Below are 17692 nucleotides of genomic sequence, written 5' to 3'. Positions count from 1 at the left end.
AAGTCGCGGAAGGCAAGCAGTCGCTCTCCCGCAAGGACAGGAGACTGGTACTCGGCAACCCTGCGGCATAATTGCACCTCAGATTGGAGATTGCTTCGAAAGCGATGACGCCATAGCTTTGGCGCATACAAACTCAGCTTGGCGGAAATTCTCGGCCAACTAAAAGTCTACGGAATCCATCTTTAGGTCATCGCTTGCATGGGCAAGTGACTGGCTGCGCCGGGTAGATGTCGGGATTTGACGCTACTACGTAGCGCAGTCATGTGGCAGGGCTGTCTGTCTTCGCTTCGACAATCGTCCATCCTAGCGCACGGAAGAGGAGTCAATATGTACCACCATGTGAAGCAACTTATGTATACCGTGAACGTTGGAGCGCCTGACGTTCGATTTGGAAATATGCTTCTCGAGCAATTCGGAGGAGCCAACGGAGAACTTGCCGCTGCAATGCAATACACAATCCAGGGATGGAACTGTGTCGATGATGTTGCCAGGCGTGATCTTTTGATGGACATCGGCACTGAGGAGCTGAGTCATCTTGAGGTTGTGGGCGCCCTCATCCGTATGCATCTGAAGCCTCTCAAAACGAACCGTGAAGCGGCCGAGGCCGACCCGCTTGTAACCATTGCGGGTGGAGGTGGCTTGAACCTCTTCAACTCAATGGGTAATCCGTGGACGGCGGATTATCTGAAGATTACCGGCGAACTCGATGTCGATCTACGAAACAATATTGCAGCCGAGGCTCGGGCAAAGATCGTCTACGAACGTTTGATTGACCACACCGATGATCCGGGAACGATCGATACGTTGCAGTTCCTCATGACGCGTGAAATCACCCATATGAAATCTTTCACTGCCGCGCTGGAGAGCCTGGAGAAAAATCCATTTTCGATTGGCAGACTCCGTCCTACACCGGGGCTGGTTGATCAATATTTCAATGGTTCAACCGGAAAAGGTTCGGAAGGCGAGACCGATATGCGTGGTCCATGGCAGAGCAATTATGGTCTGGCGCCAGTCGAGTCTCAGGTCGTAGGCGGACAGGGCCTTGATATTGAGGCGGTCAATGGAAAACTTCCCGGCGAAGATCGCGGTAAGCAAGACAGTGCCAGAACGACATCTACCGCTCCAGAAAAATCAGAACTGGTCGGCCAGGTGGGTTGACCTCGGGACCGAGGAGACCGAAGGGGTCTCCTCGGCGTCTAAAGATCATCTGCGGAACAAGGTCTGCCTCTAATATCGGTCTCTCGAAAAATGCGTTTGAGTACTGGCCGATCGAGCCGTCTGACCGCTATCAATAAACCTTTGTAGTCTCAATGCTGCACAGCGGACTTCATCCGGGCACGAAGGCGATCTTCGGCATCGGCGCTGACGTATTTGCAGTCGAGACGGATGAAGACGGAAGAGTAAGGTACGGTGAGTCGCGTCTTGAGGACGAGAATCTTGAACTCCTTGCCGGCGTCGGAGACCTGCTGGATGAGCTTCTCGTGCAGCTCGTTCTGAATGGTGTAGTCGTGCAGCGCAGCAGATATCTGCTGGCGGTAGGAGTTTGCTCCGGGGGAGTCTTCTTCGGTGAGGAAGGGCAGCTCCGCGTCCATAAAGATGGTTGGACGAACGTGAATGGAGTCTTTGATCTGAGCGAGCACTGCTCTTGTGACGTCGATCTGGCCGGCGTTGGTCTCGATCACTTCAAAGCCGGATGAGGTCTGCAGCGGGTAGGCAGAGTCGACGACAAGGATCCAGTTGCGGTGGCCGAGCAGAGGTAGGCGTTCGCTGACTGTTTGCTTCCAGGCGGTTGTGTGGTGGGTCTGCTGTGCGGGCAGGATGGGTGTGAGGAGGCCGGGGAATAGCAGGCTTAAGAATAGAACGGATCTGATCACAAATCGTCTCCTCAGAGGATGCCTCTTTCTTGCCGCAACGAGTCTTCGAAATGCTACACCGAGGAAGCGAAGGCCCCCGATCTTTCGGGGGCCTCGAATGGAAGGATTGATTGTGCAGATATTTTGGAGTTCAGGTCGTAGCCGGTAACCCGAACTTTGTCGCACGACAACACTACATGAAATTCGTACGATTCGGGAAAGTTTCCGGATGAATTAGTAACTTTCCCGTGACTGCAGCCATTGAGGCACGATGACATTCTGTTGCCAAGCGTACGGAGCTCTCAAATCAGTGCCGGCACTGTTTCTCAAAGCACAGGTTGCGGCTGAAGAATGGCAACACGTGGTTCTGAAAACGATCTGCAACGGCACTGGTATGGGTGCCGGGATAGATCTCGAAGGAATTAGAAACTCCGTAGCGCTCCATCACCTCGTGCAGCTTGGCGGTATCCGTTCGTAATCCATCCTGATCTCCGACATCCATTGCGATGGCATGATAGCGCTTCAGATCTGCGATGTATTGATCCACGAATGCTAGTGGCGCGTTTGCCGCCCATTTCGACAGGACATCCTGCTGAGGAACACCGTCCTTTACTGGCAGATCAAGGTACAACGGGGGATTCTTTGGGTCCGGGGACCAGGCCGCAGCTGCGGCAAGTTGTGCACGTGCTGGAAAGGGTAACTTAGCCGAGTCTTCAGCGGATTTAACCGCCTCAAGCGTCTTCTCCATGTCTGGACCGGCGCGCCGGGCCGAGAGGCAACAGGGACTCATGATGTAGAGACTGCCGAAGACATCCGCATGCTTCATGCCAATCCTGCTGGCGCCATAACCTCCCATGGAGTGGCCGACAAGTCCGCGGCTCTCACGGGTGGCAAGCGTGCGGTAATGCGCATCGATATAAGCAACAACATCGTTGGCGATGAAGCGCTCAAAGTCTCCCGTGGTTGCGGAGCTGGAGTACATCGATCCATTGTGGACAGTCTTGGAGTCGGGCAGGACTACGATCATCTCCTTGGCGCCCTGGGCAAAGGCTCCTTCGATCGTCTGGGGAACATGGATCTCCTGACTCCATTGCTCGGCGCCGATCGAGTATCCATGCAAGGCGTAGATAACCGGATATCGCCGGTTTTTCTCTTTGTCGTAAGACGGAGGTAAAAAGACCAGAACATCGCGGTCAGCCTGGTTGCCTTCCAGATTTCCTTCCAGAGTGACTCCGTGGATCTTGATCCGCTCGAGCCGCGCTGGCTTTGCTCCATCGACCTTGGGAGGAACTTCTGTTTTGGCTTGCGCCCGCACATCCGACACGCCTAAGGCGCCCAATGCAGCTATTACAAGTGAGATTGCAACTCTCTTCATCATCACTCCAGCTTCCCTCCGCTTTCGGAACCGAACATGCCAGTTTAAGTCGGGGCTGAAATTAAACCGGCAAACGCTTTCTTTGAGTGACAGACATCGTATTTCTCCCGCTCTCTATGAGTCAACCTTCGTGATTGATAAGCCTTAGAGCGCTTGGTGAGCCGGCTTTTTTAATTATTAACTTCGACCATAAAAATATTTCTACTGCAAGCCGTTATCTTCTTGACAACCCCTGAAGCAGGTCCTTATGGTGTTGCCCGAAAACGTTTACTGAAGATCTGTACTTTGGGTTTCGTCCCTTTACTCCAAACAGGCCTGACTGTCGGTGCTTCGTGGAGATCGGCGACGTCATCGCGGTGCGTGCAGGTGGGGCCACTTTCAGATCATTTTTGCAGCAGAGGAGATTCAAATGAGCAGGATCAGCAAGAATGGAAGCCTTAGTCGCCGGGAGGCCCTCCTGTTTTCAGCTTCGGCAGGACTGGGTTTTTCAATGCCGGGCACGGCACGCGCCTCTGACAGCGTCAAAACTGGCGCCCACCTCGATCCGGGTGTCTGCACAACCCCGAGCAGTGCTGTGGCCAAAACCCAGTACGGCAAGGTGCGTGGTTACGTCAGCGGCGGTGTCTATACGTTCAAGGGAGTGCCTTATGGCCAGAACACTGGTGGCCAAAACCGCTGGCTGCCGGCCCAGGCGCCAACGCCCTGGAAAGACGAGCTGCCGACGCTGACCTATGGCGCCAATTGCCCCCAGACGCTACATCCCTGGACGAGTGTCGAACAGACCTTCTTGCAGGATTGGGATGACGGTTGGCTGAGCGAAGATATGCTCAAGCTGAACATCTGGACTCCGAATCTCAGCGGGCGCCGCCCTGTCATGTTTTACATGCACGGCGGCGGCTTCAGCTTTGGATCCTCCTATGAGCTTCCATCGCACGAAGGCGCCCAGATGGCTCGTAACCACGACGTGGTTCAGGTATCGGTCAATCACCGGCTCAATATTCTCGGCTTCTTTGATGTGTCGGAGATCGGCGGCTCCGCCTATGAGGACTCGGTCAACGTCGGTATGACGGATCTTGTTGCGGCTCTGCAATGGGTTCACCAGAACATCGAAAACTTCGGCGGCGATCCTGACCGCGTAATGATCTACGGTCAGTCCGGGGGCGGTTCGAAAGTCACCACCTTAATGGGGATGCCTTCTGCGAGTGGACTCTTTCATCGGGCCTCTGTCCAGTCCGGCGGAGGCGGCAACATTCCTACGCGCGAGCAGCAGAAAGAGGTTGCGCGCCTGGTCATGAAAGACCTCGGGCTAGCCGCCAATGACATTCAATCGCTTCAGAAGATGGAGTGGAGCAAGCTTATCGCCGCCGGCAATGCAGCCGTAGCGAAGATCAACCCAGCAGGGCCTCCAATGCCCGGTCCGGGCACTCCCGGAAAACCACGCGTCGGTTGGTCGCCGTGCGTCGATGGAAAGATCATCAACATGCGGTCGTTCTTCGATGCCGCACCGGAGATTTCGAAAAACGTTCCCATGCTCGTTGGCTCCGTCAGCGAGGAGGGCAACCGCATGTCGTATCGGCCTACTGAGGAGGAGTGGCATGCCAGCCTCGCCAAAGCCTATGGCGATGAGAAGGCGACGGCGATTATTGCCGGTCTGAAAAAGAACTATCCTCAAAAGAAGACGCAAACCCTGGCATATATGTGCGGTGGAACTCCGGGGCTGAATGGAATTACCATGCGCAACAATGTGGCGAAGATGGCCAGGTTGAAGCACGAACTTCATGGCGCTCCTGCCTTCGCCTATTACTTCACCTGGCAAACTCCGATGCTCGATGGTCTACCCGGCGCCTGGCACACGGCCGAGCTTCAGTTCTGCTTCGATAACACCAAGCGCTGCGAGCAGGGAACCGGAAATACTCCCGAAGCACAGGCGCTTGCTACAAAGATGAGTACAGCCTGGGCGAACTTCGCGCGCACCGGTAATCCCAGTCAGCCGGGCTTGACCTGGACCCCAAGTGATCCCACGAACTGCCAGACGATGATCTTCGATAATCACTGCCGAATGGAAAATGATCCTGATGGAGAAGTGCGGCGGATCCTGCTGGCCTAGAGCATTTTCCCTGTAGGTGTAGCGCAGGGCTTCTGCATCTATGGGCGTTTTCCGCAATGAAAACGCCGCTGCACTCCCATTCCGGGATACCCAGAAACAGGGAAAATGCTTTAAATCCAGATCGGAAGTTAACGGATGAACAGAAGGCGTTTCTTGCGGGGAACCGCTGCTTTGACGGCAGCGGTCCCTTTCTCCTCCATCGTCTCCCCGCTTCTTCAGGGTGAAGAGAATGCTGATAATCCGGTTGCCGTATTGCTGATCGATACCGATCGAGCGACGAAGCCTATAAGTCAGGGCATCTATGGGCAATTCCTGGAACACATTAACCACTCCGTCGAGGACGGACTCTTTGCAGAACAGATTCGGGGCGCCGGGTTCGAGGGGAAAGACTTCGAGACCTATTGGACTGCCGGTGCGACCCGCGGGGAAGTGACGCTTGTAGACTCCAGCTTTAAGAATGGCTCAAAAAGTGTTCGCCTCAGCGTCCATGGCGGTCGCGCGTCTATCCAGCAGGGAAGAATCTTCCTCGAACGCGGAGTCGCGTACGATGGCTTCCTCTGGGTCAAGCAGGAGCAGGGAAGTCCTCACCTGTCATTGCAGGTCCGTGCCGCGAATGGAGACCCTATCGCAGCAGTGCCCCTGCCAGCCGCACGGGGAGAGTGGCATCGTGTGGCCTTTGACTTCAGCAGCAGTCTTCGCGATACGCAGGCAACCATCGAGATCGCTGCATTCGGCCGAGGCGCTCTGCTGCTCGATTTCGTCTCTCTGGCGCGCTCCGATGTGCGTCAGAATGGGATGTTCCGGCCAGACCTCCTGGAGGCCTTGCGCAAGCTGCGTCCGGCCTTTATTCGCTGGCCCGGCGGATCATTCGCCTCGACATACAAGTGGAAAGAGGGTATCGGCCCTTATGAAGCGCGGGGCTACCACCCGAACGTTTTCTGGGGAGGATACTCCGATTATTACGGCTTCGGCACAGATGAGTTTCTTGACCTTTGCCAGAAGCTTGGTGCGGAGCCGCTCATTACCCTCGCGGCGCAGGGCACTTCTCAAGAACAGATCGAGTATGCGTTGGATTGGGTTCACTACCTCAACGACCCGCCATCAACAGAGTGGGGAAAACGGCGCGCGGCGAACGGACACGTCGAGCCATACAACGTGCGGCTCTTCCAGATTGATAACGAACCGATGAACAATGGCTTCACCCCTCAGTCGTATGCGGAGATCGTAAACGCTTTTGGTCCCCGCTTGAGAGCTGCTGCACCGCATGCGAAGATCATCGCCTGCGGTCAGAAGCGTTCCAACGATATGGACTGGAGCGAAACCATCATCGACTTGGCAGGAGCAAACTTTGACGTCCTGGGATGTCACAACTACGAATACGAGCCGGTTAATTTCGAGACAGGTATCCGGCGCATCCAGAATTATCTTGAGAAGCTCCGGGACTATGTACGCACGTCCAAGCACCCGAATATCGAAATCGGTGTGCTGGAATGGAGCCTGCAGCACACCTATGACTGGCGCGCCGGCCTGCATGCAGCGGGAAGTCTGATGATGTATGAAGAGCTCAGCCCCAACCTGACGATGACCTGTCCGGCGCTGCTGATGCGCAATACCACCGACGATCCCACCTGGACATCAGCGATTTATCACGATCATGTCTCATGGTTTCCCGGCGGAAGCTTCCCGGTCTCGAAGCTGTTTCGTGAGCACTATGCCGAGCATTTCCTCGCTTCTGCAACGGGGACCTTTCATCGAGTTCGCGATACAAAACTGCTGCTGGATAAGGTATCCACCGCGATTCCTCAAGGCTGGCAGCCCGGTTCTGTTGACTCGGTAGCGACTGCCAGCGCTGATGGGAAACGAATCGTGGTGAAGGCCGTCAACTATGAAGGGCGACAGAATACGCTTCTCATTCGCTTGCAAGGAGCCAAATCTCCGGAGAGAGCTGCCGTAACCCTCCACACCATCAGCGCCGGTCTGATGGATGCGGCCTCTCTGGAATACCCCGATCGTATCAAGGCCGAGAGCCGTCAGTTGGAATACGCCAAGGACCTGTCCATCCGATTGGAACCATACACCGTAGCTGTACTTGAGATTCGGTCTCTTTAGAGCATTTTCCCTGTTGCTGGGTATTCCGGAAGAGGCGTGCAGCGGCGTTTTCATTATGGAAAACGCCCATAGATGCGGATGCTCTGGATTACACCTACAGGGAAAATGCTCTAGCTGCCTCGTGCGAAAAGATCAAAATTCGATTCTGCCTGCCACTTGCAGCACGCGCGATTGTGTCAGTGTAGAACTGGCGTTGCCAAACGAGGCGGGTTGATTCATGTTGGCACTCACGGAGTGCGGGTCGAATCGCACGCTATTCGTGACATTGAATGCCTCACCCCGGAGTTGCAGCTTAAGGCGTTCGGTTAACATGAAGGCTTTGTTCAGACCCGTATCCCAGCTGAAATATCCGTCTCCAAGCAAAGGGTTACGCGTGCCGGATTCGCCGGGATAGGCCAGGCGGAAGCTGTTGAAGACGGCTGTAGGATCGGCGAAACGCTGCGCGCCTTTACCGCGCTTGAGAGCGGCGGCAGGGATTTTGGATGCAAGCGTAGCAAAGCCTTCAATGTCCCAGTTTGTCGGCCAATTGGAGCCGTCGTCGACGCCGAAGGGCAGACCGCTTGTCCAGCGCACAATACCGGTCGTCTGCCAACCACCGATCACTGCATCGACAATACGGTTGCTCCCGCCGAGAAAGGCCTTTCCTCTTCCGAGGGGAAGGTCCCAGACGTAGTTGCCGTTGATCTGGTGAGTCATATTGAAATCGGCGCGCCCACGAAGCTGATCCGGCACCCAGGTGTTGATGATCTGCGCATTGTTGACACTGCCTGAGTTGCCGAGACGCTCAGCCTGTGAGTTCCAGTCGATCGCCCGCGAGTAGGTATAGTTCAAGCCGGCCTGCAGACCACGGGAGGAATGATGTTGCAGCACCACCTGCAGAGCGTTGTAGTACGACATGCCGATGGAGCGCCAGCCATAGAGAGCCGAGTATTGGCTGTGAAAAAACCGATAGGCAGGATAGAGCGTTCCGGCTCCAAGTCCGCCGGAAGGCTCGTCAAGGAGGTTAAGAGCGGCGGTCTCATTTCCTAAGTTCTGCTGGAACAGAGCGTAGACGTTCTGCGTGGCGGTCAGTGTGCCATTACCGATGTCTTTGCCTTCGAGCGCTCCGAAGAGTGTCTGCCAGTATGGAATGTGCTGTACGGCAGTCACAGGGACGTTGGCGTTGGCCATCTTTGAAAGATCGGCCGCGGCCGTGAAGTAATCGCTGCCATTGCCGCTGAGATTCAGCGGCATGGCAACGTCCATCTGCTCCATCAAGCGATGCGCAATGCGGCCGACGTAACTCACCTCAAAGGTGTTGGAACCGATCTCGCGCTGGATGGAGAGATCGAAGAGATGCGAGTAGGGTGTCTTGATCTTGCTATCGAGCCCCCAGCTGATATTGAAACCTTCGGGATCGGGAGTAGCTGGGAAGCCACCTGCGGGCGCTGACGGTAGAAGGCCGGTGGGAAATGAAGTCACGCCCTGGTAGCGCGGTGCGGTGGTTGTTGTAAGAACTCCAGGTGGATTGGAGATCTTACTGGTAAGTCCGTAGGAGCCTGTAGTGTCGTAGTTGTTTACGATACCGGCTCCAAAGTGGTCATAGACCAGTGTGTAGCCACCCCGGAAAGAAGTTTTGCCCTGCTGACCAAAGATGCTGTGCCATATACCTTCGTCAGCATGGGGAGCCCACGCAAATGCGAAGCGCGGCGCCAGATTGGATTTATCCCAGCTCCAGAAATCAGCGCGGCCGTTGGATCTGCCGTTGAGATCAAAGGAGAGATTAGGAACCTTGCTGGCCGTTCCTCCAGTAACGCCCTGACGCGCGCTCTCGTTGTAAAAATCAGTGAGCGAGTAGGGCGTGCAGGTGTTACTCGTCAGGACGCATGTGCTTACCTGGGTGCCGCTGGTCTCAGTCGGTGGTTGCAAGAGCGAGTAGCGGAGACCGAAGGTCAGGGTGAGGTCGGAACGTACCTTCCAACTATCCTGCGCATAAAATTCATACTCGCTCCAACGATAGTCGCGTTTGACGGGTACGCCAAGTGGAAGAGCTTTGCCGGTCTTATCGTAGTTATAAACAGCGTTGCCTTCGGTAACGAGGCCGACTGCATCGGCGATCGCGTTGTTGTAGTAGCTGGCATAACTGCTGGCGACAGCGGGATAGCCGGCAACCGCGGGATCGAGTGGAACGCCGCGATTCGCAATTCCCGAAGGCAACAGCCAACCGATCGTTGTGCCTGCGCTGGGGAAGGAGTTGCCGGTGCTGGCGCGCTGGTCGTCGATGATGCGGACGTTCGCGCCAAATTGGAAGCTATGCCGGCCCTTGATCCAGGAGAGATCGTCAACCAGATTGTGCACGGGAATGATATAGCTGCTGGTTCGCGTAAAGGCTGTCGGCAAATCCACGCCGGCGAGGCCTACGCTGGGTTGATTGGATATTCCCGATGTCGATAATCCCTGGCGTGTGAGACCCCAGCGAAAGTTATTGACCAGATTGGCGCGCAAAACAGCGGTGTAGCCAAGGGCAAAGCCTTTGCTGTTGGTCAAAGCACGTGTGGAGGCAGGCTGACCAGGAAATTGCGGCGTCCCCGGCTCCGAATCGTTCATCAGATTGCCCCGCCAGAAGAGTGTGTGGTTCGGCGTGATGGTCCAATCCAGCCGTCCGATATAGGTGTTATAGGATCGGCGCACGGTATCGACAAAGCGGAAGCCGGAGAAGTTCAGGCCATCTCCCACAGACAGATCGTTGGGCAGAGGATAGCTGTTGAGTGTTGCAAGCACGGCCTGATTGATGCCCACGTGTTGCGGATCCATGTTTTTGATCTGTGCCGGTGAGAGGGTCTGCGTCTGGCCTCCCTTCGCGACATATTGGACGATTCCCTGTCGCAGGCTCGCAGTAGGTACGTTTCTGGGACCCACATCGACTCCCTGTGAGTCACGGCGGCCTTCGTAGTTCAGAAAGAAAAAGAGCTTATCTCTCTTGATAGGCCCGCCGACGGCTGCGCCGAAGATATTGCGGATGAGGGCAGGCGGCCGATTCGGTTGTCCGTTTGCGAGTTGGGTCCGCTTATTGAACCAATCATTGGCGGTGAACGAGGCGTTGCGGTTGTACTCGTAGACACTGCCGTGAAAGCGGTTGGTTCCACTCTTGGTGATGAGCGTGATCTGCGCGCCCGAGCTTCGTCCCGCCTCGGCATTGGGATTGCTGGTAGTGACTCGAAACTCCGACACAGAGTCCTGCGTCATGCGGAGCACGCTGTCGAAGGCGTAGCCGTAGTTCTCATCGTTGACATCGACGCCGTCGAGCGTGACGTTGGACTGGTCGGAGCGGGCTCCGTTCACCGCACCGCTGCGGGAGTCACCGCTTGTGTTGCCTCCGCTGGTACCGGACGACGAGCCGTCGCTGCGACCTAAGAAGGTGACCCCGGGTTGCAGGCTGAGCAGATCCACGACATTCCGCCCCTGGATGGGAAGGGTTGAAACCTGCTGGCTGTTCAGGACATTGCCGAGCGTAGCGTCCGTCGTATTGATGGTAGTCTGAGCCTCGGTGGAGACTTCTACCGCCTGTGTGGTCGAGCCGACCTGCATGACGATATTGATCGTGGCAGGAAGGGCAACCTGAAGCTCGATATTCTCCTTCCTGATGGGGCCAAAGGAGGCAGCCTCCACTTCGAGTGCGTATCTTCCCGGCTGAAGTTGCTGAAATTGGTAGCCCCCGCTGCCGTCAGTAACCCCCGCCCGAATGGCTCCGGTGACTGCGGAGATCAGCTTGACACTGGCTCCGGGGATTACCGCTCCGCTGGGATCAGTAACAGTGCCGCGCAGAGACGTTACCGCCTGCCCGAAGAGATCGGAAGCCACCAGAAACAGAAGCCAGAGCGCGAAGATCCTATGCCAAAGGCTTTGCCGCCTTGGTTGCGGCTTAGCGCTTACGTGAGAGTCAGGCAGGGGGGTGCTGTGCTTCTGGCGCATTTGTCTTCTCCGGAGTTGGCTAGTCCTAAAAGCCTGGGTTAGATGCCTCATCTTGGCATTCAAAAGAGCAACTCCGGAAGGGGTTTGCACCGTATAAAGACTCGGCTCTCACGGTCTATGTGGGGCCTGGATCCCTATATTTTTCAGGCAGTTATGGATCTTCGCGCCCGGGGTGAGGGTGGGCTCTCTTTCGAATGAGTGGAGCGACAGGTGTAGTGGTGTTCATGCCCCATTTACCCTCCTTTTATAAGTTAAAGGGTCTTGATACGGGGTTCCTGACGCGAGGGTCGTCGATTGCGGTTTGGGATAATTCCGAGGGAGCGATCAGCGTTAGCGTGAGCGTGGACTGAACTATGAAAAATGGGTTGACCGAAGATGCGGTCCAGGAGACTCCGGTTTCTGAGTCACTCGAGGGCGATGCCCGGTGGGAGCTGGCCCAGAGAGTTGCCGCAAGCAAGGGACTAACCTCCTCGGCCCTGCTCGCAAAGTTCTTGCTTTACGTCTGCGACCGTCAACTACGTGGCAGAGTTTCGGAGATAACCGAGTACCAGATCGGTGTGCAGGTCTTTGGCAGACGCACCAGCTACAACCCGAACGACGACAACATTGTTCGCCAGTATGCCCGTCTCCTTCGTAAGCGTCTGGACAACTACTTCGATGGTGAAGGATGCCACGAGCCCTTTCGGATCAATATTCCCCGGGGAGGGTATGTCCCTGTATTTCATCCGCAGAGCCCGGCCAAGGACTCCATTAACGGATCAACGAAAGACGTCTCTCTTTATAGAGAAGGTACGGCCGAGCAGGAGCAGAGGGATACGCTCTCGGAGGTTGTGGTACTCCACGACACAGCAGGCGCTTCGACTCCTTTGAGGCAAAAAGCGGGCATGCGATGGGCACGTGCGATCAATCGCCGCGTTTGGTGGGTGGCTGTCTGCATTGTCATTCTCGGCGCCGGCGTTTTGTACGTTGCCGGGTTGCCAGGCTTTATGCGGCCGCGTAGTGGCTCTCATCTGCTCTGGAGCCAGCTCTTCAGCAAGGACAAGGAGACGTTTGTGGTTCCCGCTGACAGTGGACTTGTCTTCCTCGAGGATATCGCCGGCCGGCCGCTGTCTTTGAAGGAGTACGAGAAGCGGCAGTATCTCTACAATCTCTCCCTGCCGGCGGGCATCGATCAGGACACCAAGAATGACCTCAACTCGGCACGCTATACCAGCGTCTCGGACCTGAACATCGTATCAAGACTTTCGCGGCTCCCGGAGATGGTTCCGGACCGCTTCGTCATTCGTTATGCGCGAGAGCTGCATATGGACGACATCAAGCATTCGAATGTGATTCTTATTGGGTCCGTTTATTCCAACCCCTGGGTAGAGTTGTTTGAGGATAAGTTGAACTTCCAGTTCGACTATAAGAGTTATGCGACATTTGATGCGATCGTGAACAGGCATCCACGCGATGGAGAGCCGCCTCTGTTCCGTAACAATACGATCGGAAACGCAAACAGGACCTACGCCGTGATGGCGTTTCTACCGAGTCTTGACGGGAATGGCAGAGTGCTTATCCTGGAGGGGCTGACTATGGCAGGCACCGAGGCGGCTCAAGACCTCCTGTTTGATGAGAATGCGATGGCCCCGATTCTGGAGAAGGCGCGCGCCGCCGATGGTTCGTTAAAGCCGTTCGAGCTTCTCATCGAAACATCCGGCATTTCGGCGGATGCCCCGACCGCTCGTGTTATTGCGAGCCGCTATTACTGAAGGAATACAAATTCACCGCTGTTTTGTCCGCACGGTTCTTCTCATTGACGGATTCTCCTCCAAAGGGGATTCCACTGTAGAATTCTTGGGCTCTACCGAGAGTGCAATCAGTGGGTCCTGAGAGTGCTCGAGATAGAGAGAAGAGGGAGCATCTATGGGATTACGCATCTTGTCGGTGATTCGCCAGGTTCTCGATGCTGAGGAGAGCGTCAGAATCAAAGATGGCATGGTGGATCCGAGCAGCAGCAAGCTCGTATTGGACACTATGGACGAGTATGGCCTGGAAGAGGCTCTGCGAATACGCGATGCCCAGCCGGAGACGGAAGTTGTTGCTCTGGCCGTCGGTCCTGCCCGGTGTGAAGAGGCTCTGCGTACCGCCCTCGCCATCGGCGCAGATCGCGCCATCCTGGTAGAGACTTTCGAGCCATTAGACGTTATTACCGTTGGCAATGTGGCGGCACAGGTGGCACGGAAGGAGCAGAGCGATCTAATCTTCTGTGGTGGACAGGAAGCCGATTGGGATAGTCAGGCATTCGGCGCGGCGATCGCGGAATATCTGAACTGGCCGCAGTTAACCTGGACAACCGCCTTGAACCTGGAGGGCCGCACCCTTACCGGAACGCATGACATCGACGAAGGAACCGAATCCTTCAGCGTGGAGCTTCCGGCGGTCATAACCACACAACAGGGACTGTGCGAACCCCGATATCCCACGCTGCCGAACATCATGAAGGCCAGGAAGAAGGAGCTGCGGCGGGAATCCTTTGAGAGCTTTGGTCTTCACTCCAGGTTGAAATTTATCCGCAGCGAGATTCAGGTGAAGGAACGGATGCGCAGGATTGTCGACGGCAAGGATGGAAGTGCGGCGGCACAGCAGTTAGTGGAATTCCTTCGGAACGAAACAAGGGTGATTGGATGATTCTGATTGTTGCTGAGCATTCAAATGGCAAGCTGAATAAAAGTACTTACGAGATGACACAGGCGGCCCGCGACCTGGGCCGCGAGGGTCCAATTACGCTGCTTGTCCTGGGGAGTGGGGTGGCCCCGGTTGCAACCCAGGCTGCTCTGCTTGCAGACCAGGTTCTGGTTGCCGATCTGCCAGCGTTGAGCGCATACGATCCGGAGGTGTGGGCGCAGGCGGTGGCACAGATTGCCAGGGAAGGAGAGGCTCATACCGTGCTGATTGGCGGCAGCCGCAGCGGGCGCGAATATAGTCCGCGTGTTGCCGTAAAACTGGATGCTCCTTTGATGGAAGCAGTCATCAGCATGAAGTTTGCGGATGATACCACTGTGGCCGAACACTATACCCTCCTGGCGAGAGTGGTCGAGCGGGTTGAGGCGCAGGCTCCGACAGTCGTTGTGAGCATCCACCCGGGAGCCTTCCCTCCGGCGTCGGCAAGGCCGCAGGCTGCCGAACAATACGACGTCGATCTCGATCTACCTGCGCCACGTGTGGTCGTGACCGAGAGAAACACGATCAAAAGCAAACGGGTTGCCTTGCAGGATGCCGATGTTGTCGTCGCAGGTGGACGCGGGCTGGGGAGTGCCGAAGTCTATGCCCAATTGGTCGAAGGCCTGGCAGATCAACTTGGAGCAGCGGTTGGCGCCACGCGAGCAGTAGTGGATGCGGGTTGGCGTCCTTATTCGGAGCAGGTCGGTCAGACGGGCAAAACCGTACAACCGAAGCTCTATTTGGCTCTCGGCATCTCTGGAGCAGTCCAGCACTTGTCTGGAATGAACAAAAGCAGATTGGTGGTCGCGATTAATCGGGATCAGGAAGCACCCATTTTCAAGATCGCCGACTATGGGATTGTGGGCGACGTAAAAGAGATTGTTCCGGCGATCATTGAGAAGCTGAAATGAAAGCCTGAAATCGAAGGCATGGGAGTATGATGTCGCGCTAGAGCATTTTCCCTGTTGGTGTAGTGTAGGGATCCCGCATCTATGGGAGTTTTCCGCAATGAAAACGCGGTTGCATCCCTCTTCCGGGATACCCAGCAACAGGGAAAATGCTCTAGAAGTTGAGGGCCGACATTGCTTCCACCAATCCAGAAGCTTGCATTTCTGCTCTTTGCAGTCCTGACGATAGGGATTGGCCTTCATGGTTTCTATCGCGTCTATCGTCGTATTGCCGCAGGCCGCAGAGATACTGAGCCGCGCTTCGATCACCTGCTGCGACGTATTTACTATTCGCTGGTTACCACGCTCACGCAGCAGCGTACCTTTTGGGGGCGGCCCTTCGTCAGCCTCTTTCACTCCTTTATCTTTTACGGATTCGTCTTCTATCTGATCGTAAATATGGTCGATCTGGTCGGTGGCTTCTTTCCCTTCGACATCTCTTCGGCCACCCTGGTGGGAAGGTCCTATAACCTGCTCGCCGATAGCTTGAGCACACTCATCCTAATAGGCGTTGTCGCCCTGGTGATACGCAGGTTTTTGCTTCCGAGCCGCGGGGATTTCAGTTTCAATGAACGAACATTGCTTCACCAATCTATTCAACAGCGATCGATCACCCTGGACTCCATCCTGGTCTCCGTATTCATCCTGTTTCACGTCGGCAGCCGGGCAATCGGCGCAGGAGCAAAAATGGCCGGCAGCGGAGCAGATCGTTTTCAGCCCTTTGCGTCATTGTTGTCGCATCTGTTTTCTTCACAGAACGCGGAGTCCTGGAGGATCTTCGGGTACTGGGGATCGCTCGGGAGCGTCCTCCTCTTCTGGATGTACTTTCCTCGCACGAAACACATTCACATCTTTATGGCTCCGGCGAAGTATCTTGCCGCTCGAACGGCAAGCTCCGGAGTACTCCCCAGCGTGGAGATAAGTGCGGAGCAGGGAACTTCCGAGATGAACGACATCGTTGTCGGAGCCAACAAGCTTGAGGATTTCGCCTGGCCACGCCTTCTGGATGCGTATGCATGTATCCAGTGCAATCGATGCCAGGATGTATGTCCCGCGACTGCGACCGGCAAAGCCTTGAGTCCGTCGGCACTTGAGATCAACAAGCGCATGGAGCTGAATGAGCTGGCCAGGAGTCAGCCGAAGTTTGAGACGGGAGAGCCGAGTCCGAAAGCTCTGCTGACCTTCGCCCTGTCTCCTGAAGCGGCCTGGGCATGTACCACCTGCGGAGCCTGCATGGAAGTGTGTCCGGTGCAGGATGAACCCATGCTGGATATCATCGATGTTCGGCGGCATCAGGTCATGATGGCCGGTGAATTTCCCAGACAGTTGCAGGCTGCGTTTCGTGGGATGGAACGAGCCAAAAATCCCTGGGGCATCAGTCAGGAAAAACGCCTGGAGTGGGCCGAAGGTCTTGCCGTCAAAACCATTGAAGAAAACCCCGAGCCTGAGGTGCTCTTCTGGGTCGGCTGCGCCGCCAGCTATGACCCACAAGCGCAGAAGACCGCGCGCGCTTTTGTGAAGTTGCTGCAGTATGCCGGGATCAACTTTGCTGTGCTGGGCAAGCGGGAATGTTGTACCGGCGATAGCGCCCGGCGTGCAGGGAATGAATATCTCTATCGTCAGCTTGCTGAGCAGAACATCGATACCCTGAATGCCTGCAGAATCAAACTGATTGTGGCAACCTGTCCCCATTGCCTGAATGCTCTTGGCGGGGAGTATCGCCAACTAGGCGGTAACTTCAAGGTGATGCATCATACGGAATATCTCGCCTCGCTTGTTACCGAGGGCAAACTCACCGCAACGGCCACGCTGGACAGGATCACCTATCACGATCCCTGCTATCTGGGCCGCCACAATGGCATTTATGACGAACCTCGGAAGCTGTTGAAGGTCCTTGGTAACGGCTTCGTAGAGCTTGAACGCACCCGGGAGAATTCGTTCTGCTGCGGCGCCGGTGGAGCGCAGTTCTGGAAGGAAGAAGAACCTGGAACACAGAGGGTTTCTGAGAATCGCTATAACGAGGCCGCGCGAGTCCTTGGTGGGGCGGGTGAGTCGGCGCTAGCTGTTGGATGTCCCTTCTGCAAGAGCATGTTGGGGAGCACACCGGGGACTGCCGATCATCCTGTTGAGATCAAAGATATCGCCGAGCTTTTGCTGGCGGGTGTTGAGAAGGCGTCCGGGATGCGTCCCTCGAATGTCGAAGCTCAGATTGAAGTGGCGGTGGCGCAGCCAGCCGTAACGGTAATGGAGAAGCCTGACGTTCCTCCTCTCGTGGTTCCAACGAACGTTGAAGATTCATTGCAGACGACGGCTGCCGAAACAACACCGGAGAGCCCGAAACGTCCGAAATGGAATCCGAAGACAAAGGCTCAGCAGGATACTTCTCCTGCTACGAACATCTCTCAGACAGAGAACAGCCCGGAGACGTCGGTCGCAGAGGTTCCTCAAGCTGATCCTGTGGCTGCACCCCGGAAAAAGTGGACCCCCAAACGAACAGAACGCTAGTGTGTTGTCTCGGACGTTCGTGTCATTAGTGTTGTCATCCTGAACGTAGTGAAGGACCTGCTTTTAAACGCTTCGGATGACGAAAGTCTTTCAGCTTCGGCTTGGTTCCTTTTTGTCATTTCGGAGCGCAGCGGAGAAATCT

General features: G+C 55.8%; 10 protein-coding genes. 7 read left to right on the top strand and 3 right to left on the bottom strand.

Features of this window, described 5'->3' with window-relative positions; translation table 11 throughout:
- Positions 1–327 precede the first annotated feature (327 nt).
- Positions 328–1158: a manganese catalase family protein gene (locus tag OHL21_RS24180; protein WP_263419869.1), complete on the top strand. Its 831-nt coding sequence runs from the start codon at positions 328–330 to the stop codon at positions 1156–1158.
- A gap of 149 nt (positions 1159–1307) precedes the next feature.
- Here the strand turns inward: OHL21_RS24180 and OHL21_RS24175 are convergent, their stop codons facing one another.
- Complete coding sequence (locus OHL21_RS24175; protein ID WP_263419868.1) at positions 1308–1874, bottom strand: hypothetical protein; 567 nt, start codon at positions 1872–1874, stop codon at positions 1308–1310.
- Between the two features lie 286 nt (positions 1875–2160).
- Positions 2161–3231, bottom strand: coding sequence for an alpha/beta hydrolase (locus tag OHL21_RS24170; RefSeq protein ID WP_263419867.1), 1071 nt, complete (start codon positions 3229–3231; stop codon positions 2161–2163).
- A 406-nt stretch (positions 3232–3637) separates the two neighbouring features.
- Between OHL21_RS24170 and OHL21_RS24165 the strand changes: the two genes are divergently transcribed.
- Positions 3638–5335 (top strand): carboxylesterase/lipase family protein, encoded by a 1698-nt coding sequence (locus OHL21_RS24165; protein ID WP_263419866.1) that lies wholly within the window; start codon positions 3638–3640, stop codon positions 5333–5335.
- A gap of 153 nt (positions 5336–5488) precedes the next feature.
- Positions 5489–7444 carry a carbohydrate binding domain-containing protein gene (locus OHL21_RS24160; protein ID WP_263419865.1) on the top strand — a complete coding sequence of 652 codons (1956 nt, stop codon included), beginning with the start codon at positions 5489–5491 and terminating at the stop codon, positions 7442–7444.
- A 132-nt stretch (positions 7445–7576) separates the two neighbouring features.
- On the opposite strand, the gene OHL21_RS24155 is transcribed toward OHL21_RS24160, so the two are convergent.
- Positions 7577–11395, bottom strand: coding sequence for a TonB-dependent receptor (locus OHL21_RS24155; RefSeq protein WP_263419864.1), 3819 nt, complete (start codon positions 11393–11395; stop codon positions 7577–7579).
- A 353-nt stretch (positions 11396–11748) separates the two neighbouring features.
- Between OHL21_RS24155 and OHL21_RS24150 the strand changes: the two genes are divergently transcribed.
- The 4 genes from OHL21_RS24150 (at position 11749) to OHL21_RS24135 (ending at position 17550) form a co-directional block, all read left to right on the top strand.
- Positions 11749–13146 (top strand): hypothetical protein, encoded by a 1398-nt coding sequence (locus OHL21_RS24150; RefSeq protein WP_263419863.1) that lies wholly within the window; start codon positions 11749–11751, stop codon positions 13144–13146.
- Positions 13147–13300: 154 nt separating this feature from the next.
- A complete protein-coding gene (locus tag OHL21_RS24145; RefSeq protein ID WP_263419862.1) occupies positions 13301–14065 on the top strand; it encodes an electron transfer flavoprotein subunit beta/FixA family protein in 765 nt (254 codons plus the stop codon).
- Positions 14062–15009: an electron transfer flavoprotein subunit alpha/FixB family protein gene (locus OHL21_RS24140; RefSeq protein WP_263419861.1), complete on the top strand. Its 948-nt coding sequence runs from the start codon at positions 14062–14064 to the stop codon at positions 15007–15009. Before OHL21_RS24145 ends, OHL21_RS24140 begins: the two co-directional genes overlap by 4 nt.
- Positions 15010–15180: 171 nt before the next feature.
- Entirely contained in the window at positions 15181–17550 is a 2370-nt protein-coding gene (locus tag OHL21_RS24135) for a heterodisulfide reductase-related iron-sulfur binding cluster (RefSeq protein ID WP_263419860.1), read from the top strand.
- Positions 17551–17692: the final 142 nt, after the last annotated feature.

This window comes from Terriglobus albidus (assembly GCF_025685425.1).
Lineage (GTDB): Bacteria > Acidobacteriota > Terriglobia > Terriglobales > Acidobacteriaceae > Terriglobus > Terriglobus albidus.
This window is presented reverse-complemented; position numbering and strand designations above follow the sequence as displayed.